The sequence below is a fragment of the Streptomyces wedmorensis genome (assembly GCF_000716445.1).
Classification (GTDB): Bacteria; Actinomycetota; Actinomycetes; order Streptomycetales; family Streptomycetaceae; genus Streptomyces; species Streptomyces wedmorensis.
Genome location: NZ_JNWK01000066.1, coordinates 19,138 through 41,142 on the forward strand (window position 1 = coordinate 19,138; position 22,005 = coordinate 41,142).

Genomic DNA, 22,005 nt, shown 5'->3' on the forward strand with positions numbered 1-22,005 from the left:
CCCCACCTCGCTACACGCGCACGCCGTGGCCCCGCAGATACGCCAGCGGGTTCACGTCCGCACCGAAGAACGGCGCGGTCCGCACCTCGAAGTGCAGGTGCGGACCCGTCACCCGGCCCGTCGCCCCCGACCGCGCGATCCGCTGCCCGGCCGACACGCTCTGCCCCCGTGTCACGTCGACGCGGGAGAGATGGGCGTACTGGGTGTACCGGCCGTCCGGATGACGGATCACCACCTCGTAGCCGTACGAACGGCCGTACCGGGCGGCCACCACCCGCCCGGGGCCGACCGCGCGCACGGTCGTGCCCGTGGGCACCGCGAAGTCCTGCCCCGTGTGGTAGCCCCTCGACCAGGGGCCGCGCTGCCCGTAGTACCCCGTGAAGACGTACGAGGAGACCGGCGTCGTCCAGGCCCGCGAGGAGCCGGTGGGGGCGCTCGGCGCGACGGGAGCCGTCGGCTTCGAGGCCTTCCCGGGCCGACCCGTCCGCTGCTCGTACTTCCAGGCGTGACCGGTCCAGTACCAGTGGCCGCGGTACCGGTACCAGTAGACGCGGTCCTGGGCGTCCCAGCCCTGCCGCCCCCGGAAGACCGGTTCCCCGGCGCGGCCCCCGCCTCCCGCGATCCGCTGCCCCGCGCCCATCGTGGCGCCCGTCCGCTGGGCGTACGTGGCCTGGTGGGCGGTCCAGCGCCACTCGCCGGCCGCGTTGCGGAACCAGTACCTCGAACCGTCCCAGCCCGCGTGCGCGGGGGCCGGTTCGGCGGCCGCCGTACCCGTCGCGGCCCCGGCCAGGGCGACCGCGCCCACCGTGGCGACGACCGCGCGCCGCACCCCGTGCAGCGCCGCCCCCGTCCGCCGGCCGCTCCCGACCCCCAGGCGGGCGGCCTCCGCGCAGCCCGCGCAGGCGCAGTCCAGCGGTAAGTCGTCGGTGAAGCCGGGCACGGCGAGTTCGAGCAGGGCCGCCGCGGGGGCGACGGGCGCGGGTGCGGCGCCGTCGGGTGTCCTGCCGTCGGGTGCGGTGCGGTCGGGGCGGGGGCCGCCGGGTCCCGTGATGCCGTGGGTGGTGCTGTCGGATCCGGTGATGCCGGGGGCGACGCCGTCGGATCCGGTGATGCCGGGGCCGGTGCCGTCGGGGCCGGTGCCGTCGGGGGTGGTTTCCACGATCCTCGTCACTCCTGATACTGGGGGGCCGGGCCGCCACGCCGGGTGTAGAAGGCCACGGTCAGGTCCTTGACCAGGGCCTGGCGTTCGAAGTCGTCGAGCTCGACGAGCCCGCGCGAGGTCAGCCGCGTCACCGTGTCGTCCACGGCGTCGATCACGCCGGTCAGCACGGAGTCGCGGTGCTTGGCGTCGAGCACGGCGAGCTGACGCCGCTGCATGGCGGCGGCGACCTCGGGGGCGTACTCGATCCGGGTCGGCTGGGCGGAGAAGACGGCGACCCCGACGGCCCGGCACTCGGCCGCGAGCATGCGGGTCAGCGCGTCTCCGACCGCCTCCGCGTTCCGCAGGGTCGGCGTGTCGCCGCGGAAGGCGTCCGCCGGCAGCTGCGACAGCACCCGGGCGACCGCCGCCTCCACCTGCTCGCGCAGATAGCCGAGGTGGTCGTCGACGGCGAGCAGCGCGCGGGCGGTGTCCCGCACCGACCAGACGACCAGGACCACCACGCGCAGCGCGGACCCCTCGGCGTCGACGACGGCGATCGGTTCGCTGCGCCAGTGCCGCAGCCGTACGTCCATCCTGCGGCGCAGCACGAACGGGCTGATCCAGACGAGGCCCGTGCGCCGCACGGTGCCCCGGTAGCGGCCGAACAGCGAGAGCACCCAGGCGGATCCGGTGCGACCGCGGGTCAGCCCGCCGAACGAGACGACGGCGACGACGACGCAGCCGGCGAGCGCGGCCCATTCCCAGGGCGGCAGTTGGACCCCGCGTGACGGCGGCCCGGCCCGCCAGAGGGCCGCCGCCGCGCCCGCGAGGGCGGCGAGGCCGGTCGGCACGGCCACCCAGCCGGACACGGCGGGGCCCGGCCGCTCGACGAGGTCGGGCTCCTCGGGCGGTGGACGGCGGCGGAGGAGGGTCGCCTGCGCGGGGCGCGACCGGAAGAGGTCGTCCATCGGCATGCCGTCCGGCTGCCGGCGCACGCGAACGGGCAGGGGCCGCTTCAGTTGCTCGGTCAAGGTGGCCCTTCCGGCCGCACCCCGGGGGAGAGGTGACGGCACGTCGGATGATCTTCACGCACCATCGTTACAGGGGTGAATGTCCGAAATGCCGCGACGAAAGTCCTGGATGTCCGGGACTTTGGTCCATTGGCCAAGGCTTCACGAAGGGCCGTTGTCAGTGGGTGCCCCTACCGTTTTCCCCATGACGACGACCTATCTGGAGCTGTCGCAGGACGGCGGCGGTGCCCACAAATTCTACGAAGTGACCGTCGACGACCTGACGGTGTCGGTCCGTTACGGCCGGATCGGAGCGGACGGACAGACCCAGCGCTCCACCTTCCCGACCGCCGCGAAGGCTCAGGCGGCGGCGGCCAAGAAGATAGGGGAGAAGGTCCGCAAGGGGTACGCCCCGGCGGTCAGGGGACAGCGCGCCGCGCGCGCCGTGACCCGCCGCGAGGTGACCTCCGCTCCCTCCACGGCCCGGGCCGTCGCCCCCGTCCTCTGGCGCTTCCGGACCGGTTCCGCGGCCTTCGGCATCCACGTCGACGAGGAGCGCTGCTGGGTCGGCAACCAGGCGGGAGACGTGTTCACCCTCGACCGCACGGGCGAGGTGCAGGCCCGCTTCAGCCTGCCGGACGGCGTCAAGTGCCTGGTCGCCGACGACTTCTGGATCTACGCGGGCTGCGACGACGGCAAGGTGTACGACCTGTCGTCCAAGCTCCCCTTCGCGGCCTACGACATCGCCACCGACGTCGACATCTTCTGGCTCGACATCCACGAGGGCGTCCTGCACGTCGCCGACCGCTCCGGCCGGCTCACCGTCATCGACCACGAGGACGAGCACCAGTGGGCGCGCGGCGGCCTCGGCGAGCACGCCTGGATGATCCGCGCCGACGGCGACGCCGTGTACTACGGGGACACCCGGGGCGTCGCCGCCCACGCTCCGGACGGCGGCGGCGAGCTCTGGCACACCGCGACCGAGGGCGGCGTCCTCTTCGGCTGGCAGGAGGACACCGCGGTCTACGCGGGCACGTCCCGCAAGAAGGTCCAGCGGCTCGCGAAGAAGGACGGGCGCGTGGAGGCGGTGTACTCCTGCGACAGCCCGGTCTACTCCTGCGCCACCTCGCCCGGCGGCCGGTTCGTCTTCGCCGCCGACTCGGCCTCCTCGGTCTACTGCTTCGCCGAGGACGGCACCCGGCTGTGGAAGCTCGGCACCGGCGGCGGGTCGGCGCTCTCCATGCAGTACCGAGACGAGCGGCTCTACCTCGTGACCACGGACGGTTCGCTGGTGTGCGTGGACGCGAGCGAGGCCGCGATCGAGGCGGCCAAGGGCGGCACGGTCCCGGTCGCCCGTGACGTCAAACTGGCCGCCGCCCTGCCGGTGTACGAGCCGGCGACGAACGTCACCGCGGTGACCGCCGTCCACGACGCCCCGGCCGGCTCGGTCGTCGTGGAGTGCGTGACCGAGTCGGGCAGGACCCGCGTCCGGGTCGTCTCCGCCGGTTACGACTCCGGGTGGAACGTGCAGTTCCCGCGGGCCATCAGGGAGCCCGGCGCGCGGTACGTGGTGGACTCCCTGCACCCCGCCGCCGGCGGCTTCTACCGTGTCCGCGGCGACATCCGGCGACTGCTGTGACGGGCGGCCACGGCCCGGGAGGCGCCGGCGGGGGCGGCGCCTTCGAGGCGGCCACGGGCGACGGCCCGCCGCTGCCCCCGGCCGACGCCGAGCAGCGCCAGCGCGAGATCCGCGCCGCCCTCGACGGGCTGCTCCAGATCAGAAGGCTGACGGGGCGGCAGGGCCGCGATCCGAAGGCGGCGCCCGCCGACTGGGAGCGGCGGCAGCCCGTGCGCGCGGTGGCCCTCGCCCTGGAGAGCGGCGGGCTCGCGCCCTCGTCAGCCGACGCGTCGGGCGGCCGCGTCGGCACCGGATACCGCGTCACCGCGGGGGAGCGGCCCGGCACGGCCGTCGTCGAGTGGCTCGGCCCGCCGGGCTCGGGCGCCGCGCGGGAGGAGGCGGCGGCACTCGGCTCCTGCGTGCCGGCACTGGCGCGGCTGGGCTGGGAGGCCCTGCTCTACAAGGGCCCGCGCGGACGCCGCTTCCTGGAGGTGGAGCCGATGGCGGACTGAACCTGCCGGAGCCGAACGGGATCGGACCGGGCTCCGGAGGTCAGGCGATGGAGGCGGACACGATCGCGGAGACCGCGATGTTGCAGGAGGCGGTCACCCACACCGCCGGGTGCGGCTCGGGGTCGACCAGGGTGGCGCCCAGCTTCCCCGGCGTGACCAGGTCCACGACCAGGAAGGCCACGGCCATCATCACCAGGCCGAGGAGTCCGAACGCGGCCGTGGAGAGCAGCCCCTTGCCGAAGTCGTCGTACGTGGTCCAGATCGACGTGAAGACGATCCCGCCGATGCCGAGGAGGGCCGAGCTCAGCAGGATCGCGGCGTTGCGGTTGCGGTCCTCCCATATCTGGCGCCCGAGCTTCCCGGGGGTCAGCACGTCCACGAGGACGATGCCGAGGATCAACAGGACCACGCCCAGGGCGCCGTAGGCGCCGGCCCGGCCGAGGCCGTTGACGATGTCGCTCATGGGGTGCCGGCTCCGAAAGATCGCGATCACGGGGGATCGGTGGTCAAGGACCGGCAAAATGTAGCGCACGCGTCAACAGCCACCGCCGCCCGCCCGGAGATCGGGCGGACGGCGGTGGGTGGTCGGTCGGCGGACGGCTGCCCATGACGCGGGTGCCGGGGCGGGCGACTGCCGGCCGGACGGGGGTGGTTCGGTGCCGTCAGGCTCCCGGCGGGATGTCCTTGGCACGCGAGCGGATCACGAAGGCCGTGATCACCTCCACCGCGCCGACGGCGATCAGCCAGATGCCGCCGAGGAGCGTGAGCACGGCGGCCGACTCCAGCGGGGAGACGATCAGCACGATCCCGGCCAGTGCGCTGACGATGCCGAGGAAGATCTGCCAGCCGCGCGCCGGCATCGCCGGATCGGAAGCCGCCGCCACGGTCTGGGTGATGCCCCGGAAGAGCCAGCCGATCCCGATCCACAGCGCCAGCAGCAGGGCCGACTGCATCGCGCCCTTGAAGCAGAACAGGCCCAGCAGGATCGAGAGCGCGCCGCTGATGAACGCCATGACCCGCAGCGCGGTGGTGGCGTGCGTGCCGAACGCGGTGACCAGCTGCATCACACCGCTGAACAACAGGTACAGCCCGAAGAGGACCCCGGCCACGGCGAGGGAGGCGTCCGGCCAGGCCAGCACCATGACACCGAGGACCACCGCGACGAGTCCGGCCACCAGGAGCGCCTGCCAGGCGACACCCGCCAGCATGGTGAGCGGCCCGGGCGGCACGTCCCGCCGCGGTGATGAGTCGTTCGGGTGGTCGTGAGTCTGCGTCATGGACCGGACCTTTCGTCGCGGACGGTTGGCGGACATGGGAGGGAGGGAGGGTCAGAGCGGGTTTGCGTAGGAGCTCAGGAAGAGCGCCTCGGCGAGCGCCATGTTCTCGATCTCGGAGGGGTCCACGCTCTCGTTCGGCGCGTGGATGAGACACCCCGGTTCCTCCACGCCGATCAGCGCGATCTCCGCGTCCGGGAACTGCTCGGCCAGCACGTTGCACAGCGGGATGGACCCGCCCTGCCCCGACTGGACCATGTCCTTCCCGTACGCCTCGCGCAGCGCCGCCGCGAGCGCCCGGTAGGCGGGGCCGTCGGTGCGCGCCCGGAACGGCTGCCCGGCGCTCTCCGGCTCCACCTCCACCCGGGCGCCCCAGGGGGCCGTCGAGGTCAGGTGGTCGGTGAGGGCGCTCAGGGCGACCTCGGCGTCGATCCCCGGCGGCACCCGCAGGCTGACCCGGGCGCGCACCTTCGCCTGGACGGCCGCCGAAGAGCCCACCACCGGCGGGCAGTCGATGCCGAGGACGGTGACGGCCGGCCGGGCCCAGAGCTCGTCGGCGACGGAGCCCGTGCCGACGAGGGAGACCCCGTCGAGGACGCCCACGTCGGCGCGGAACTGCTCCGGCGGATAGTCCACGCCCTCCCAGACGCCGTCGCCCGCCAGCCCCTTGATCGCCGTGTTGCCGTGCTCGTCGCGCAGGCCGTCGAGCATCCGGACGAGCGCGGCGAGCGCGTCGGGCGCCGGGCCGCCGAACATGCCGGAGTGCATCTCGCCCTTGAGCGTGGAGACGGTGACGACGACGTTGGTGAGCCCGCGCAGCGAGGTGGTAGTGGTCGGCAGGCCCAGGGCGAAGTTGCCCGTGTCGCAGATCAACAGGGTGTCGGCGGCGAAGAGTTCGGGCTGGAGCGGCACCAGTCGTTCCAGGCCGCCGGTGCCCTGCTCCTCCGAACCCTCGGCCACGAACTTGATGTGCACGGGGAACCCCCGGCCCTCCGGGCCGCCGAGCGCGCGCAGTGTCGTCAGGTGCATGGCGATGTTGCCCTTGCAGTCGGCCGAACCGCGCCCGTACCAGCGCCCGTCGCGCTCGGTCAGTTCGAACGGCGGGGTCTTCCAGGCGGCGTCGTCGAGGGGCGGCTGCACGTCGTAGTGGCAGTACAGCAGGACCGTCGGGGCCCCTTCGGGCCCCGGCGCGTGGCCGACCACCGCGTCCGTGCCGTCCGGGGTCGTCACCCGCCGCATGTCGCGCAGGCCGGCCTCCGTGAAGGCCCGGACGAGGAAGTCGGCGGTCTTCGCGCACTCCTCGGGCGGGAACTGGCGCGGGTCGGCGACCGAGCGCATCGACACCAGTTCGGTCAGGTCCTGCTTCGCCCGGGGCATCAGGGCCCGGACCTTCTCGCGCAGGGCTGCGGTCTCGGTGGCCTCGGCGGTCATGCGTACCCACTTCCCTCGGAGGTCGAAAGCCCATTCAGTCAAGCAACAGTGGGCAAGAGCCGCAAAACATGACTCAAGTGGACTATTCGGCGTGCGGTTCGAGGGGCGCCGGGGAGCGAGCCGAAGGAGAGTGGACGCGTACGCCTCCGCCTCCCGCATCTGGAGAACCTCATGGGCCACCCCAACCGACGCGACCTCGGGCTGCTCGTGCTGAGGGTCGGCACCGGTGCCGTACTCGCCGCGCACGGCACGCAGAAACTCCTCGGCTGGTTCGGGGGCGGCGGCCTCGAAGGCACGACCAGGGCGATGGAGGCCATGGGCTTCAACCCGGGCCGCGAGAGCGCGATCGCCGCGGGGCTCGGCGAGGCGGGCGGCGGCGTCCTGCTCGCCCTCGGCCTCGCCACCCCCGCCGCTGGCGCGGCCGCGGCCGGCGCCATGACCGGAGCCGTCGCCGTGCACGCCCCGGCGGGCTTCTTCGCCCAGGGCGGCGGCTACGAGTACCCGGCGTTCCTCGGCTTCACCGCCGCCGCGATCGGCATCGCGGGCGCCGGCCGCTACTCCCTCGACCACGCCACCGGGCACGTCCTGGACCGGCCCTGGGTGGTCGCCACCGCCTTCATCGGCACAGCCCTCGCCGCCGCCGCCGTGGTCGGCCGCCGCGCCGCGGAGCAGGCCGAGCCCGAGCCGGACGCGGACCCGGGCACGGACCCGGAGTCGGCCTGACCCTGCCGGGAAGCCGGGGGACCCGCACGCGCCCCCCGCGCGGGAGGGTTAGGCTCGCCGCAGAAGGAAGGGACGGGCGCCGCGCATGAAGATCGATCTGACGGACACGGACTCCAGCAAGATCAACAAGGCGATCCTGCAGGGCCGCAGAGCCGTCGGCACACCCGCCGTCGGCGCCGTGCTCACCCTCATCGTCGTCACCGACGAGGAGAACGCCTACGACGCGGTCAAGGCCGCCAACGATGCCTCCCGGGAGCACCCCTCCCGCACGCTCGTCGTCATCAAGCGCCACAACCGGTCGCCCCGCGGGCGGCAGGAGACCCGGCTCGACGCGGAGGTCCGGCTCGGCACCGACGCCGGGTCGGGCGAGACGGTCCTGCTGCGGCTCCACGGCGAACTCGGCGCCCGCGCCGACTCCGTGGTCCTGCCGCTGCTCCTGCCGGACGCCCCGGTCGTCGTCTGGTGGCCCGTGGACGCCCCCGACGTCCCCTCCCGCGACCCCCTGGGCTCGCTCGCCCAGCGCCGCATCACCGACATGTACGCGGTCGAGGACCCCCTCGCCGCCCTCGAGGCCCGCGCCGCCTCCTACGCCCCCGGCGACACGGACCTCGCCTGGACCCGGCTCACGCCCTGGCGTTCGATGCTGGCCGCCGCGCTGGACCAGGCACCTCGATCCGCCGTGACGTCGGCCGCCGTCGAGAGCGAGGCGGAGAACCCCAGCGCCGAACTCCTCGCCCGCTGGTTCGAGGTCCGCCTCGGCGTCCCCGTCGACCGGGTCGTCACCGACGGGCCGGTGGTCACGGCCGTCCGCATGGACACCGTGGACGGCGAGATCCGCATCGACCGGCCCGAGGGCCCGGTCGCCCGGCTCGCCATCCCCGGCCAGCCCAGTCGCGTCCTCGCCCTGAAGGTCCGCACCACCGCCGAGCTGATCGCCGAGGAACTCCGCCGCCTCGACCCCGACGAGGCCTACGCGTCCGCCCTGCGAGGCCGCGCCTGACGCACCGGCACGGCGCCGCCGTACGGGCACCGCCGCGGAGGGTCCACCCGCGCAGCCGTCCCGGGACCGCTGCGGAGGGTCCACCCGCGCAGCTGTCCCGGACAGCCGCGGAGGGGTCTCTCCGCGCAGCCGTACCGGCACCGCCGCGGAAAGGGGCTACCCGCGCAGCCGTCCCGGCAGCCAGCGGAGCTGGGCCGCCTCCTGGAACGGGCCGCCGCCCTCGTGGTCGTTGAAGTCGTAGACCTCGATGGCCTTGTCCTGCCCGGCGTACGCGTTGAAGGCGGCGAACACCGTGGACGGCGGGCACGTCTGGTCCTCCAGCGCCGTCGAGAACAGGGCGGGGGCCGTGGCGCGGGCCGCGAAGTGGACGCCGTCGAAATAGGCGAGCGTGTTCCGCACCTGCTCCACGCGGCCGCGGTGGGTCTTCAGGTAGTTGCCGATCTCGCGGTACGGGTTGCGGTCCGTCACGGTCGTCGCACGGGGGAAGTCGCACAGGAACGGCACGTCGGGCGCCACCGCCACCAGGTCCCGTACCAGGCCCGCCACCGCGAGGGTGATCCCGCCGCCCTGGCTTCCGCCGGTCACCGCCGTGCGTCCCGCGTCCACCAGCGGGTGCGAGCGGGCCGCCTCCACGGCACGGACCGCGTCGGTGAAGAGCCGCCGGTAGTAGTAGGCGTACGGGTCCTCGACGCCCCGCGTCATGAAACCGGGGAACGACGGCGCGCTGCCCACCGGGTCGGCGGTGTCGCCGGTGGCCCAAGTGCTGCCCTGGCCGCGCGTGTCCATCACGAAGTGCGCGAACCCGGCGGAGGCCCACAGGAGGTGGGCGTGCGGCAGGCCGCGCCCGCCGCCGTACCCGAGGAACTCCACGACGACCGGCAGCGGTTCGGCGGTGCCGGCCGGCACCACGAACCAGCCCTTCACCGGCTGCCCGTCGAAGCCGTTGAACGTCACGTCGAAGGTCTCGACCGTGGCGAGCCCCGTCTCGACCCGCTCGAAGCGGGCGCCCAGCTCGTGCGCGCGGGCCTCGTCGAGGGTCTTCGTCCAGAAGGCGTCGAAGTCCTCCGGCTCCACGGAGGCGCTGCGGTAGGTGCGGAGTTGGTCGACGGGCAGGTCGAACTGCGTCATGTGAACCGCCTGGTGGGTAAGGGTCGCGTTCGGGATCTCGACCGGTCACCACCGGCCCTGCCCACCCTAGCCGCGGACACACCTGATTCATATACGTGAATCATGCGTGTCCGGTTCCGTCAGAACACCGCCGGGACGGTACGCGTGACATCCTCGGACGAACCGCCCACACCGTATACAGCCGTGGGCCTGCTTCGTCCTGCGCGGAGGGACTCCATGCTCATCAGCCACACCGTGGGGACGGACGTCCTCCAAGTGACCCTCCACTCCGACCTGGACGTCACCAACCGGGCCGCCGCGGCCCTCCAGATCCAGGCGCTCGTCCAGGCGCACCGGCCCGCGCGGGTCGTCATCGAGCTCCCGGTCGCCGATCCCACCCCCGCCACCCTCAGCGCCCTCGCCCGTACCCACCGCATGTGCGCGAGCCTCGGCATCCGCCTCTCCCTCGGCGGCGCGAGCCCCCGCACCCACCGGCTCCTGGATGTGAACAGCGCCTGAACCCACGAACGGGGGCGGGTGCCCGATCAGCCCGCCGCCTCCTCCAGGACGGCCCGCGCCGTCGCCTCGACGAGTGCGTCGTCGACGGGCCTGCCCAGGACGAGGATCCGGTAGTGGATCGGGCCGAGCAGCAGATCGACGAGCCGGTCGACGGTCTCCCGGTCCGGCGCCTCGCCCACGTGGCGTTCGACGAGCGCCCCGAGACCCGCCGCGTCCCGTTCGCGCTGCTCGAGCAGAAAACCCTCGCGCAGCGCGACGGCCGTGTCCTCGTCGAGCTGCGCGTGGCCGAGAAGCGCCTGGAACACCTGCCCGGCCGGCTCCCCGAAGAACGCGCCGACGCGGTGCAGGTGCGCCGTGAGGTCGTCGGAGGGCGTACCGGCCGGCTCGGCCCAGGCCAGTGCCTCGCGGGCGTCGTCGGCGAGGGCGTCGAGCAGGATGTCGACCTTCGACTTCCACCACCGGTAGATCGTCTGCTTGGCGACACCGGCCCGCGTCGCGATGCCTTCGATCGTCGTCGCGGCGAACCCCTGCTCCACGAGCAGATCGTCCGCGGCGTTCAGCACCGCGAGGCGGATGCTCTCGCTGCGCCGGGGGCCCGTGCGGCTGACGACGGCGGACGGGGCGCGTCCGCTCTCGGTCCCGGGCCTTGCGTCGGTCTTCCGTGCGGCACTGATGGTCGCTCACTCCTCGCTTCGTGCATCTGCCGCGATTCTGGCACGCGGGGATGCGGCGCCACCGGCCCGCTCACGGGCGCGCGCCGTCCGTCCCCCGGGTGCGGACGAGGCTCATCAGCACGACGAGGGCGAGCAGCGCGACCACGGCGCTGAAGACTTCTCCGGCCGGACGCAGGTCCGTCGCCCGGATCAGCACGCCGACGCCGATCGCGGGGACGGCGAGCATCGAGTAGAGGATGGCGAAGAAGGTCGACACGGTCGCGCCACGGTGCTCCGGTGCGCTCCGTGTGGCGATGCCGCCGACGCCGTGACCGAGGGCGACACCGGTCGCCAGGCCGTTCACGGCCGCGGCGGCCGGCAGCGGGGCGAGCGTCTCGGTCGCCATGGCCGTCGCGATCAGCGCCGCGGCGAGGATCAGTCCCAGGCACGCCGCGGGCAGGGCGACCTCCGGCCTGAACCGACGGACCGCCAGTTGCCCGAGGGCCGTACAGGCGAAGGCGACGAAGACCACGAGCCCCGCGAGCGCGTGACCGGACTCGTGGAGCACCGTCCTCAGGAACAGGCCGGTGACCGCGGTCAGCACACCGAGCACCGCGAAGCCCGCCCCCGCGGTCATCGCCGAACGCAGGAAGTCCGACCGGATGTCCGACGGGATGCGCGGACGGGGGAGGCGCAGGGTGAACGCGGCCCCGCGCGAGCCCGTCTCGGGAGTCGCCGCCACACCGGCGAGACCGGTCACCGACAGCACGAGCATCACGACCCACGGCGTCCGCAGCGGGTCCGGGGCGGCATCGGCCAGTATCCCGGCCAGCAGCGTCCCGCAGGCCAGACCTCCCATGTTCGCGAACAGCGCCACCATCGGCGCCGGTACCCTGCCGCCCTGCGGGAGCAGTTCGGTGAGCGCCGCGGTCGCGGCCCCCGTGACGAGCGCCGCGGAGAACCCGGAGATCACCCGCGCGACCAGCAGTAAGGCCACCTGGTCGGCGGCGAGGAAGACCCCGGCCGCACCCGCCGCGAGCAGCGTCGCGGCGATCAGCACGGGCCGCCGGCCGACCTGGTCCGACAGCCGCCCGAACGCCAGCAGGCCGACGACGACCCCCATCGCGTACACGGCGAAGATCACGGTGACCGTCATCGGCGAGAACCCGAACCGCTCGCCGTACAACGGGTACAGCGACGTGGGCGCGGTCGTCCCCGCCATCGTCACCCAGAACGCGAAGGCCACGGCGGCGGCCCCGAAGCGCCGCTGCCGCGGCGAGGTCTCCCCGCTCGTCGGAGCGCGGTCGGTCGTGTACGGCATGGAGTCGGCCTTTCGACGAGAGACGCGGGGTCGTCGACGTCGCCCCGGACTGGACGAGGCGTTGCGTCTGGCCCGAACTCTAGACTGGACGTTGCGTCTATTCAATGAGGCGGCCTTGAAGAGGGGCCGCCGGCATCGGCCGGCCCCCTGGAGGCCCAAGGGCTACGGCTCGCAGCGCGGCGGTCGAGGCCCGGTCAGGGAGAGGTCCGACAGGACGTCACGAGCCAGTTCGAAAGGCTGGTTGCGAGGGCCGTGGGACACGGAGGCCGCGGATCCGAAGCCGCGCTGTGCCGCGAGCGCCCGAGGTCCGACCAGACCGGTGAGCCGGTAGTGGCGCCACAGCGGCACGGCCCGGCGGGCATCGACCACGACGAGGTCGGGCCGCCGCCAGACGACCAACGCCCAGGCCCCCGCACCGGAGTCCGAGCCCGCGCCCGACACCACATCCGAGCCCGGCGCCGCATCAGCGCCCGATTCCGGGCCCGAGCCGGCCCACGCTCCGACGAGGGGCGCTTCCTCGGCGGCCCCGACCGCTTCGAGGGCCACGAGCGCGGGGTTGCTGAAACGGCCGGTGACGTGGAGGAGGGAAGCGCCGTGGCGGTGGACGTCCCGGCCCTTCTCGACGAGCGACCAGACGGCGTCCGCGAGCGGATCGTCGCTGACGACGTCCGACGCGACGTCGAGCACGGCGGCCCGGTCCACGGCCGGGCCGAACGCCGTGTCGAGCAGCGCCGTGTACTCCGCGACGTACGCGGGATCCACGGAGGCGAGGAGGTGGCGGACCGCCCCGGAGGCCTCATTGAAGGCGAGGGTCTCGGGAGTGGTCTCGTAGCGCGGCGCATGGCTCCGCAGCACGGCGAGGGCGACCGCGGCGAGGCTGCCGACCCGGGGCTCGATCCGCGCCGGGAGATCCTTCCCGTCGAGCGCGCACACCGCGCGGGAGAGCAGCGGCGGCCAGCCCATGTCGCCCGGAGGCCAGGCCCCCGCCGCGACGATCCACAGGGTCAGCCGGACGACGAGCATGCGCTCCGGAGGGGCCAGTTCGGAAGCGAAGGCGACGACGCGCTCCACCAGGCGCCGATACCGGCGGCGGACCTCCCTGTCGGCCTGCCGGAGGTCGGGCAGTGCGGCGGTGTCCGCTCCCGGCCGGCCCGCGCCGGGGTCGTGTTCCGCCGCCACGTCCTCGGCGTCGTCCTCGTCGAGGCCCGCTTCGACGTCGTCGGTGAACCGCTCGTCCCAGGAGACCGGCAGCAGGTCCTGGAAGTGCTCGTCGTCGGCGGGAAGCGGAAGCCCGAGCGCGAAGCGGGTGAGCGGGTGCCCGAGGCGCCCGGCGCACTCGTCGAGATAGCGCTCCCAGCCGGCGTCGTCGCCCACCGGGACCGTCGAGACCGCGCGGCCGGTCCCGCTGCTCGGGGACGCGCCCGCCGGAGCGGAGGGCAGTTCCGCACGGAGAGCCTCCAGGTCGCCCAGGAACCGCTCGGCCAGCCGAGGGTCCCCGAACAGGTCGAAGGGCCGCGTCGTGGGGGCCTGGGACCGACCCGGTGTCATGCGGCGCAGCGCGCGATCCGGACCGACGACGAACACGACGTTCCCGAAGCGCGGCACGCCGTCGCCGTCGACGCCGACCAGGCGTACGCGGCTGCCCGCGTCCGCCGGGCCCGTCACCAGCGTGTCCCGGCCGGGCGGGACGTCGGCGAGGTACTCCCAGGCCTCCGGCGGTGCCGCCGCCGGGGACGACTCCAGACGGGCGGCCTCGGACAGGGGTCGGGCCAGGGTGATCTCCAGGCCGTCCACCACGCGGAGGGCGCCGAGCAGCAGGGGCACGCCGCCGGCCGCGGGACGGGGCAGGGGCGTGGCCGCGCGCAGCCGGGCGGCGGGCTCGTCGGTGCCCTCGGGGAGGAGCGTGGCGGAGACGGGGGTGATGACGCCGAGTTCGCAGTTTCCGCCCGCGCCCTGGGGGAGCAGCAGGGCGGCCGCCGAGAGGTTCGGGCTGCCGGTCAGCGCCCATCGCTGCCCGTCGGAGGCCCATTCGACGAGTTTCCCGTGCCGGTACCGCTGGTCGTTGTCGCTGATGACACGGCCGCCGTACGCGCGCACCAGGTCGTCGACCGACGGGCCGTCGAGGTCGGTGAGTCCCGGCTGGTACGCGAGGGTGAACCGGCGCGGACGGAAGCGGTCGAGCAGCTGCCGCAGGGCCCGGCAGTGCGGGTCGTGGAAGGGCGCGAAGACGGCCAGCTCGTCGACCGGTCCGTGCGGCAGCTGCTCGATGATCGGCGCGTGCAGGCTGCTGACGACGCGGACCCCCGGTGCCGCGGGGGTCCTGTGGCGGTGGAGCCGGTCGAGGAGTGCGGCGACCCGCCCCAGTGCTTGGGGCACACCGGCGGAGAACCGCACCTTCCCCGGCAGGTCGCGCAGCCACGCCGACAGGTCCGGCAGCGCGGCGGGGCTCCGGTCGCCCTCCACCCGCAGGACCGTCCACAGCTCGGCGTTCGACTGCCAGCCGGCCAGGGTGGTGTTGCCGGACCCGAGGGCGATCGTGGCGTGCTCCGGCCCGGCGAGGACCACCAGTTTGGGATGGAACGCGGCGCCGTGCGCGTACGCCAGCCCGGCGACGTAGCTGCGGCCGGCCCGCCGTACGGACCGCGGATCGTTCCTGGCCATGGCGACGTCCCCCGCGACCGTGACGCGCGCTCCGGTGGCCTGGGTGACGCCGAGGGCGACCTCCTCGAAGAAGCCGAGATCGGCGGTGAAGCTGAGGAAGAGCGCCTCCTCCAGGGACTGTCCGCCGGTGCGTTCCTCGTCGAGGACCAGACCCAGCGGGGAAGCGATCGCGGTCGCCGGCTCGGGTGCCGTCTCAGTCAAGGCGAGCCCTCCAGTCACCGGTCACCGACCAGCGCTCGTCGTCGCGGCGCAGCACACCGCAGGTGGCCAGGACGCTCCCGAGCTGGTCCAGCCGCAGCCCGACGTCACCGCGTCCTTCCTGACTGGTCCGGTACAGCAGCCCGTCGCGCTCGTGCAGCCGCGTCGGCAGCCACAGTGAACCGTCGGAGCGACGACGCGCCTTGGCCAGCGCGATCCGCTGCGACCGTGCCACCAGGTCGTACGTGAGCCGCCGGGCGACATCGCGCACCTGCAGGGGCCGTGCCTCGTCGAGCCGCCGCCCGACCCACTCCGGACCGAGTTCGACACCGCGCTGCCCGAGGAACGCGTCCCGGACCCGCCCGTCGAGTTCGTCCACCCGGCGCGCGCCCACGGCGAGCACCCGCAGCTCGGCGAGCGGCGACGCCTCGCCGGACCCCCGCAGTTCGAGCTCAGCGGGCAGCGGCGCACCGGTCGTGCTGCGCGTTGCGGGAAGAGAGGACAGGAACGCGTCCACCGTCATGCCGCGGGGCATCTCGTCGGCGAAGCGATCGGCCAACTCGTCGACCGGCGTCAGCCCCTCGACCCGCGCCACCAGCCACGACCACAGCCGGCGCCACGCTCCGACGGAGTGGTTACGCAACACCACGCCACGCCACGCGGCCGCGGCGTCGATGCCGCTCGTCACGGGATCGGTGGTCAGGAAGTCGCCGAAGGCGAAGACCCGCCCGACGTCCCGGGTGAAATGCGCGACCGGCCGCTCGCCGACCACCCGCGCCAGCAACCGGATCGTCTGCCGCCGAGTCTCCGCGCGCGAGCCCCGCTCCTCCGATCCGGCCCCGCACATCAGGTCCGCCAGCCACGCCCCGTCCGCGCTGTCGCCGCCCGCGCACACGCACAGCCGGTCGCCGAACGACGCCAGCTCGGCCACGTGCAGCGTCTCCTCGGCCGCCAGTTCGAGGAGCCCGCCGAGTCCGTCCCGCACGGCCACCGCGTCGAGCCGCGGTCCCGGCACCGGCATGGGGCCAGGGCCGAGCACCCCGAGGGCGACCTCCGATCCGGCGTACGGCCCCCAGAACCCCCACGAGTTGCTTACGTACCCGCCCTTGCCCGGCATCTCGGCCTCGCCCACCGCGACCGCCCCGGCGCGCAGCCGTCCGGCCATCGCGTCCACCCCATGGGCCCGCGGCAGCCACTCCAGTCCCTCCGGATGATGCGCGAACGACACCGTCGCCAACGCCACTTCCGCCCTCCGCAGCAGCGTCCGAGCCGCCGACGCGTCCAGACCCCCCGCCTCGGCGTGCGCCGCGACCAGGCCGTGCAACGCGTAGTAACGCGCGTGCGGCGTCACCGCCGTCACCCCCGGCACCAGCCGATCGACCATCCGCATCACATGCCGCTCCACCGACAGCGGATACCGCCCCGCCGCGACATCGAGCCCCGCCCGGCTCCACCCCGGCCCCACCACGACCCCCACCACTGCCTCCACCCCCGACGGCCCCTCCGCCGCAATTCTGACGCACCCCCGCCCCCGCTCCTCCCGGCCCGAGGGGGTGTCCTGCCCATCAGGCCGCCGACGCCGACGCAGACTTCGACTTCGACGGCAAGCCGGCTCGGCGAGACGCCCCCTAACCCCCCTCGAGACCCTCCAAGATCGCGTCGGCCAGGGCGACGGCCTCCGCGTCGGGCGACCGGTCACGTCGTCCAGGCCCGTGCTTGCCGTACCTCACCCGGTCCGCCAACCGCCGCAGAGCCGCCTCCGGCGTCCTCGGCCCCCAGGTGTACGAGTCGCTGTTGCAGAACAGATGGGCGAGGGCCACGTTGTCCAGCGTGTCCGTCCCCCCTGCCACCACCTCGACCACGTGATGGACACTCGGAGCGCAAGGGTGCGGCGCCCGGAACCCCCGCTCCACCGGGCCCCGGCAGATCGCACACCGCCACGCGTCACGGTCCCCGACCTGCCCCACCGTGTACCTCTCCCGCGGCCCGTTCTCCTGCAGGCGCCGCGCCCGCCGCCGGTTCTGCCGCCGCTTCACGGCCCTCCGGCGCTCCACCGCCCGCTCTTCCTCCGCCAGCCCCTCCCACCGAGCCTCGTCGAGCACCTCGAACTCCCACCTCCCGGGACTCCCCCCGGCGACCTCGACGACATGGTGTCGTACGGCTCGGCTCGGCCCGGTTTGCTGCTCGGCACTGGAGGGTCGCTCGGTCACGGGCTGCTCCACTCTTGTCGGGGCTATCGAATATCGATAGATTCCCATCGTAAATCGATGGAAGGGTGGGTTATGGGGAAACTGACCGTGCAGGCGCTGCGCGCCGTGCTCATGGTGGTGCTCGTCGGCACCGTGTTCGTGCAGGCGTTGATGATGTGGGTGCTGGTGAGCGGGAGTGATCCCGAGGACGGATCGATGCCGCTGACGGCGCTGCGGGTGATCGTGCTCCTGGGGATGGTGGCGGCGCAGGTCGCACTGGTCTGCGTGTGGCGGCTGGTGGCGATGGTGCGGAAGGGGACGGTGTTCTCGCACGCCGCCTTCCGGTACGTGGACGGGGTGATCGGCGCGATCGTGGCGGCGGCCCTCCTGTGGTTCGCGGTGACGGCGGTGAACGCGCCGGGGCAGCGGGAGGACCCGGGGGTGACCGTCATCATGGCGGGGGTGGGGGTGGCCATCCTGGGGGTGGCGCTCGTCGTGCTCGTGCTGCGGATGCTGCTGGCGCAGGCGGCGGGGATGCGGGCCGAGCTGGACGAGGTGATCTGATGCCGATCGCCGTCGACATCGACGTGATGCTGGCCAGACGGAAGATGTCCGTGGGGGAGTTGGCCGACCGTGTGGGGATCACGCCCGCCAACCTGGCGGTGCTGAAGAACGGCCGTGCCAAGGCGGTGCGGTTCGCCACGCTCGCCGCGCTCTGCGAGGCCCTCGACTGCCAGCCCGGCGACCTGTTGCGGTGGGAGGCCGAGGACGGCGCCGACGGGTGAAGGGTCGGGACGTCGGGGTGCCGGACGCCCAGGGCGGGCCGGCCTGTGGCCCGGCCCGCCCTGGGCGTGTGGGGTTCAGTCGGTGCGGCGCAGGGCCGGCGGGGTCCAGTCGCCGGTGAGGGCGGGCGCCTCGGGCCAGTACAGGCGCAGGAAGACGTTGAAGCTTCCGGCGGGGGCGGGGAGCCAGTTGCTCTCGCGCTCGGGTCCGGGGTCGTCGTGCTGGACGTGGATGTCCAGGGATCCGTCGGGGTTGGTCCGCATGCCGCTGCGGTCGCCGATCGCGTACCGGTTCAGCGGGTTGTCGGCGAAGAGCTGATGCTCGTTCATCATCGTGAGGGACCAGAAGCCGTCGACGGGCGGGGTCTTCCCGGCCTCGAAGTGCAGTACGTAGGCGTGGGCACCGTCGAGGGGCCGGCCTTCGGAGTCGGTGGTCGCGTGCGGGTACAGCGCGTCGGCGTCGAGGTTGGCTCCGTAGCCGAACCGGGTGATGACCGCGCGCTTGGCGTAGTCGGTTCCGTAGTCCCCCAGTCCCCGGTGCACGGCCCATCCGCTGGTCTTCGCGGCCTCGGCCCGGGCGAGCAGTTCGTCCAGGGTCTCCGGGCCGCGTCGTGCGGCCGCGTCCAGGACGGCGAGCTCCTCGGCGGACAGGTCGTCCAGGCTCGCGCCGGGCGCGATGCCGAGTTTGGCGAGGCTGCCCAGGAACGGGGCGTCGGCGGGGTCGGGCGGGTTGTCGACCATCATCCGGTTGAGAAGGGTGAAGTAGTCGCGGCCGCTGAGCGCGTGGACCCGGTCGACGGGCGCCGTCGTGGTGTCGGCGCCGGCGGGTACCGGGACGTCGGTGGGAGGGGAGTAGGCGTCGGGGTCGCCGGTCCACTGCGACAGCGGGATCAGCCGCGTGGCGTCCTGGAGCCGGTTGACGGCCGGGAAGTCCGAGGGGCCGCTGGTCGCGTACCGGGCGATGATCCAGTTCACGGCGGTGGGGGACTTCAGCAGGGTCAGGCCGTCGGGAACCGTTCCGGACCAGGCCGGGCCGGCGATCAGGAACGGGCCCGCCGAGGGGCCGTTCCTGCGCCGGCCGACGACGGCGCAGACGTTCGACCAGGCGTCCAGGATCGGAACCATCCAGAACCGTTCACCGAACTCGGGCAGGGTCAGCACCAGGGGCTGGTCGGACAGGTCGAGCCAGGCGCTGGAGTACAGGGTGTCGGCGTTCGGCGAGACGACCTCGGTGAAGGAGGAGTCCGGGGTGGTGCGCATGTAGCAGAACTGGTTGACCGGGGCCTTCCGACGCGCGTCGTCCCGCGCCGGGACCGCCGTCATGTTGCCCTTCGTCACGGCTGCCGTGACCAGCGGATACCCGTACAGCCATGCCTCCGTGGCCAGCTTCTCCATCGACTCATCCGTCATCGGCTACTCCAGGTGTGTGGACGACCCCCGTTCGGGCCCGACGCTATGAGCCCGGCCCCTCCGCCGCCCGGCGGGTCCGCCGAACGGGTTGCGGGCGGCGGGCCCGTGTACCTCGGCCTCGCCCTCCGGGCGGCAGGCCTCGCCTTCGAGGCGGTGGGGGACCACCAGCCCGCCCGCTTTGACGTCCGGGTCCTTGGCCGACGCCCTGCGCCGGGCGGCGCGGGACGGCTCGCACGCCGCCCGCGCTCGCACGCCGCCCGCGCGTCGGCCGACGGCCTCGCCGCGGAGGACGGCGTCGCACCGGTGCCGGCCGCGCTCGTCCGTCCGGCCGGCCGGGGCCACCGGCGGGGCGCGGCGCCGCCGCGCCGGTGCGTGCGGCCACCGAGACGGGGTAGGCGCAGCTTCCGGAACGACCCGGAGCGGTACGCGCGGGGAAGGAGACGCCATGTCCCTGGAGTACGGATCCCGGCGGGCGTCACCGGGCGGTGACGGCGCCGACGGGGTCCGCCTGCTGCTGGTGCGCCACGCGAAGGCCGTGCGCAAGGACCGGCGGATCGACGACTTCGACCGCGAGCTGAGCAAGCGGGGGAGGGGCGACGCGCCCCGGACCGGCCACTGGCTCGCGGAGTCCGGTCCCAGGCCCGACTTCGTGCTCTGCTCTCCGTCGCGCAGGACCCGTCAGACCTGGCGGCTCGCGGCCCCCGCGCTGGACGACCCGCCGCCCGTCGTCTATGACGACCGCCTCTACAACGCGCCGCCGAGCAAGCTGGTCTCCGTACTGGCGGAGCGGGGCCCGGGCCTTCGTGCCGTGGCCCTCGTCGGGCACAACCCGGGGATCCACGAGCTGGCCGTCGGCCTGTGCGGGAGCGGCCCTCCTGACCTGCTGGAGCGGGTGAGGGCGGGTTTCCCGACCTCGGGAGTGGTGGTGATCGAGGTGCCCGGCGGCTGGGAGCGGCTGTCTCCCGACAGTGGAAGGGTGATCGCCTGCTGGTCACCGGCCGACTGATCCCGCCGGCCCGGAGGGGCGGTCCGGCCGGTTCCGTCGACGGGTGGGCGGTGCCGTGGCGGGCGAGAGCCCCGCACACGAGGAGGAGGGTGCGGAACGATGACCGGTGACGGCTCGTACGAGCGCGACCGTGCGTACATCACGACCCGGATCACGGCCGACGGACGGGACGGTTATCCGGTGGAGCCCGGGCGTTACCGCCTGATCATCGCCCGGGCCTGCCCGTGGGCGAACCGGAGCGCGATCGTTCGCCGTCTGATGGGACTGGAGGGCGTGCTCCCGATGGGGATCGCCGGACCCCTGCACGACGAGCGGAGCTGGTGCTTCCACCTCGACCCCGGAGGCCGGGATCCGGTCCTCGGGATCGAGTGGCTGAGGGAGGCGTACGTGGCGCGCTCACCCGGCTACTCGAAGGGCATCACCGTGCCCGCGATCGTCGACGTCCCGACCGGCCGGGTGGTGACCAACGACTTCGAGCGGATCACGCTCGACCTGGGCGGCGAGTGGACGGCCCATCAGCGGGACGGGGCGCCGGAGCTGTATCCGGAGAGGTGGCGCGACGAGATCGACGACGTGGCCGGCAAGGTGTACCGGGACGTCAACAACGGCGTCTACCAGTGCGGCTTCGCCGGTTCCCAGGCGGCGTACGACCGGGCGTACCGAAGGCTGTGGGAACGACTGGACTGGCTGGAGGAGCGGCTCGGACGCCGGCGCTATCTGGTCGGCGACACCCTCACCGAGGCCGACGTCCGCCTGTTCCCGACCCTCGTGCGCTTCGACGCCGTCTACCACGGCCACTTCAAGTGCAACCGGCACAAGCTGAGCGAACTGCCGGCCCTCTGGGCCTACGCGCGGGACCTGTTCCAGACGTCCGGCTTCGGGGACACGATCGACTTCGCGCAGATCAAGGCGCACTACTACGTCGTCCATCACGACATCAATCCGACCGGGATCGTCCCCCGGGGCCCGGACGTCCGCGCCTGGCTCGCGCCGCACCACCGGGAGGAACTCGGCGGCCGGCCCTTCGGCGACGGCACCCCGCCCGGGCCGCCGCCCCCGGCCGAGCGCGTGCCGCCGCTCGGCCCGGAATCCGATACGGATCTCGATGCCACCGGACCCCGCTGCCGCAGGTCGGCCACGTAGCTCCGGGCCCCGGTCAGCCCTAGGGCCTGTCCGGCGGATCAGGGCCTGGGGCCTGTCTGACGATTCCTGTCGGGTCCGGCCCGCCCGGCACGCACGCTCGCCGCACGGCCGAAACGCCCCAGTAGCTCCGCTACGAGGGCGCCCCGGCCGCACGCCGATCGCATGCACCGAACGACCCGGCCTGATCCGACGCGAATTGTCAGACAGGCCCTAGTCTTCTGAGTCAGGAATTCTGTTCAGATGTATAGGCTTGCCCTATGGCACGTACGGGGCGGCCGAAGGCCGAGTTGATCCTGTCGGATAAGGA

Annotated in this window: 21 protein-coding genes; 9 read left to right on the forward strand and 12 right to left on the reverse strand. The window is 73.6% G+C overall.

The features are described from left to right. Positions 1–10: 10 nt before the first annotated feature. Both OO54_RS48425 and OO54_RS35025 read right to left on the reverse strand, forming a co-directional pair. Positions 11–1,159 carry a M23 family metallopeptidase gene (locus OO54_RS48425; protein ID WP_051787549.1) on the reverse strand — a complete coding sequence of 383 codons (1,149 nt, stop codon included), beginning with the start codon at positions 1,157–1,159 and terminating at the stop codon, positions 11–13. Between the two features lie 8 nt (positions 1,160–1,167). Continuing rightward, on the reverse strand, positions 1,168–2,172 hold the full coding sequence (locus tag OO54_RS35025; protein WP_051787552.1) for an SPFH domain-containing protein: 1,005 nt from the start codon (positions 2,170–2,172) through the stop codon (positions 1,168–1,170). Positions 2,173–2,356: 184 nt separating this feature from the next. Here OO54_RS35025 and OO54_RS35030 point away from each other — a divergent pair, with 184 nt between their 5' ends. Both OO54_RS35030 and OO54_RS35035 read left to right on the forward strand, forming a co-directional pair. Then, on the forward strand, positions 2,357–3,790 hold the full coding sequence (locus OO54_RS35030; protein ID WP_033210781.1) for a WGR domain-containing protein: 1,434 nt from the start codon (positions 2,357–2,359) through the stop codon (positions 3,788–3,790). Continuing rightward, complete coding sequence (locus OO54_RS35035; RefSeq protein ID WP_033210732.1) at positions 3,787–4,281, forward strand: hypothetical protein; 495 nt, start codon at positions 3,787–3,789, stop codon at positions 4,279–4,281. Before OO54_RS35030 ends, OO54_RS35035 begins: the two co-directional genes overlap by 4 nt. 40 nt (positions 4,282–4,321) lie before the next feature. Here the strand turns inward: OO54_RS35035 and OO54_RS35040 are convergent, their stop codons facing one another. From OO54_RS35040 to OO54_RS35050, 3 genes are all read right to left on the reverse strand, one after another. Beyond that, on the reverse strand, positions 4,322–4,744 hold the full coding sequence (locus OO54_RS35040; RefSeq protein WP_017240762.1) for a DUF350 domain-containing protein: 423 nt from the start codon (positions 4,742–4,744) through the stop codon (positions 4,322–4,324). 199 nt (positions 4,745–4,943) lie between these two features. Next, a complete protein-coding gene (locus OO54_RS35045; RefSeq protein ID WP_033210736.1) occupies positions 4,944–5,558 on the reverse strand; it encodes an HdeD family acid-resistance protein in 615 nt (204 codons plus the stop codon). A gap of 51 nt (positions 5,559–5,609) precedes the next feature. After that, complete coding sequence (locus OO54_RS35050) at positions 5,610–6,986, reverse strand: dipeptidase (RefSeq protein ID WP_033210739.1); 1,377 nt, start codon at positions 6,984–6,986, stop codon at positions 5,610–5,612. A 171-nt stretch (positions 6,987–7,157) separates the two neighbouring features. Here OO54_RS35050 and OO54_RS35055 point away from each other — a divergent pair, with 171 nt between their 5' ends. Continuing rightward, positions 7,158–7,709 (forward strand): DoxX family membrane protein, encoded by a 552-nt coding sequence (locus tag OO54_RS35055; protein ID WP_033210741.1) that lies wholly within the window; start codon positions 7,158–7,160, stop codon positions 7,707–7,709. A gap of 85 nt (positions 7,710–7,794) precedes the next feature. Further along, positions 7,795–8,709, forward strand: a complete 915-nt coding sequence (gene opcA / locus OO54_RS35060; protein WP_033210743.1) for a glucose-6-phosphate dehydrogenase assembly protein OpcA — start codon at positions 7,795–7,797, stop codon at positions 8,707–8,709. Between the two features lie 156 nt (positions 8,710–8,865). Here the strand turns inward: opcA and OO54_RS35065 are convergent, their stop codons facing one another. Beyond that, a complete protein-coding gene (locus tag OO54_RS35065) occupies positions 8,866–9,837 on the reverse strand; it encodes an acetylxylan esterase (RefSeq protein WP_033210746.1) in 972 nt (323 codons plus the stop codon). Positions 9,838–10,053: 216 nt separating this feature from the next. On the opposite strand from OO54_RS35065, the gene OO54_RS35070 reads away from it, so the two are divergent. Beyond that, positions 10,054–10,335: a hypothetical protein gene (locus OO54_RS35070; protein ID WP_033210749.1), complete on the forward strand. Its 282-nt coding sequence runs from the start codon at positions 10,054–10,056 to the stop codon at positions 10,333–10,335. Positions 10,336–10,361: 26 nt separating this feature from the next. Here OO54_RS35070 and OO54_RS35075 read toward each other — a convergent pair whose 3' ends face one another. The 5 genes from OO54_RS35075 to OO54_RS48900 form a co-directional block, all read right to left on the reverse strand. After that, on the reverse strand, positions 10,362–10,898 hold the full coding sequence (locus OO54_RS35075) for a TetR/AcrR family transcriptional regulator (protein WP_078905508.1): 537 nt from the start codon (positions 10,896–10,898) through the stop codon (positions 10,362–10,364). A gap of 181 nt (positions 10,899–11,079) precedes the next feature. After that, positions 11,080–12,468, reverse strand: a complete 1,389-nt coding sequence (locus tag OO54_RS35080; RefSeq protein ID WP_342450946.1) for an MFS transporter — start codon at positions 12,466–12,468, stop codon at positions 11,080–11,082. A 3-nt stretch (positions 12,469–12,471) separates the two neighbouring features. Beyond that, complete coding sequence (locus OO54_RS35085) at positions 12,472–15,171, reverse strand: hypothetical protein (RefSeq protein WP_033210757.1); 2,700 nt, start codon at positions 15,169–15,171, stop codon at positions 12,472–12,474. Continuing rightward, positions 15,164–16,558 (reverse strand): hypothetical protein, encoded by a 1,395-nt coding sequence (locus OO54_RS35090; RefSeq protein WP_157856560.1) that lies wholly within the window; start codon positions 16,556–16,558, stop codon positions 15,164–15,166. Before OO54_RS35090 ends, OO54_RS35085 begins: the two co-directional genes overlap by 8 nt. 238 nt (positions 16,559–16,796) lie before the next feature. Continuing rightward, positions 16,797–17,030, reverse strand: a complete 234-nt coding sequence (locus OO54_RS48900) for a hypothetical protein (protein WP_157856561.1) — start codon at positions 17,028–17,030, stop codon at positions 16,797–16,799. 420 nt (positions 17,031–17,450) lie between these two features. Here OO54_RS48900 and OO54_RS35100 point away from each other — a divergent pair, with 420 nt between their 5' ends. Both OO54_RS35100 and OO54_RS35105 read left to right on the forward strand, forming a co-directional pair. Continuing rightward, positions 17,451–17,921 carry a DUF2975 domain-containing protein gene (locus tag OO54_RS35100; protein ID WP_033210762.1) on the forward strand — a complete coding sequence of 157 codons (471 nt, stop codon included), beginning with the start codon at positions 17,451–17,453 and terminating at the stop codon, positions 17,919–17,921. Beyond that, complete coding sequence (locus OO54_RS35105) at positions 17,921–18,142, forward strand: helix-turn-helix domain-containing protein (protein WP_017240750.1); 222 nt, start codon at positions 17,921–17,923, stop codon at positions 18,140–18,142. Before OO54_RS35100 ends, OO54_RS35105 begins: the two co-directional genes overlap by 1 nt. Positions 18,143–18,217: 75 nt before the next feature. Here OO54_RS35105 and OO54_RS35110 read toward each other — a convergent pair whose 3' ends face one another. Next, positions 18,218–19,549 (reverse strand): DUF1254 domain-containing protein, encoded by a 1,332-nt coding sequence (locus OO54_RS35110; RefSeq protein ID WP_033210765.1) that lies wholly within the window; start codon positions 19,547–19,549, stop codon positions 18,218–18,220. A gap of 445 nt (positions 19,550–19,994) precedes the next feature. Here OO54_RS35110 and OO54_RS35115 point away from each other — a divergent pair, with 445 nt between their 5' ends. Both OO54_RS35115 and OO54_RS35120 read left to right on the forward strand, forming a co-directional pair. Next, positions 19,995–20,555, forward strand: coding sequence for a SixA phosphatase family protein (locus OO54_RS35115; protein ID WP_051787558.1), 561 nt, complete (start codon positions 19,995–19,997; stop codon positions 20,553–20,555). Between the two features lie 99 nt (positions 20,556–20,654). Further along, positions 20,655–21,698, forward strand: a complete 1,044-nt coding sequence (locus tag OO54_RS35120) for a glutathione S-transferase family protein (protein WP_033210768.1) — start codon at positions 20,655–20,657, stop codon at positions 21,696–21,698. Positions 21,699–22,005: the final 307 nt, after the last annotated feature.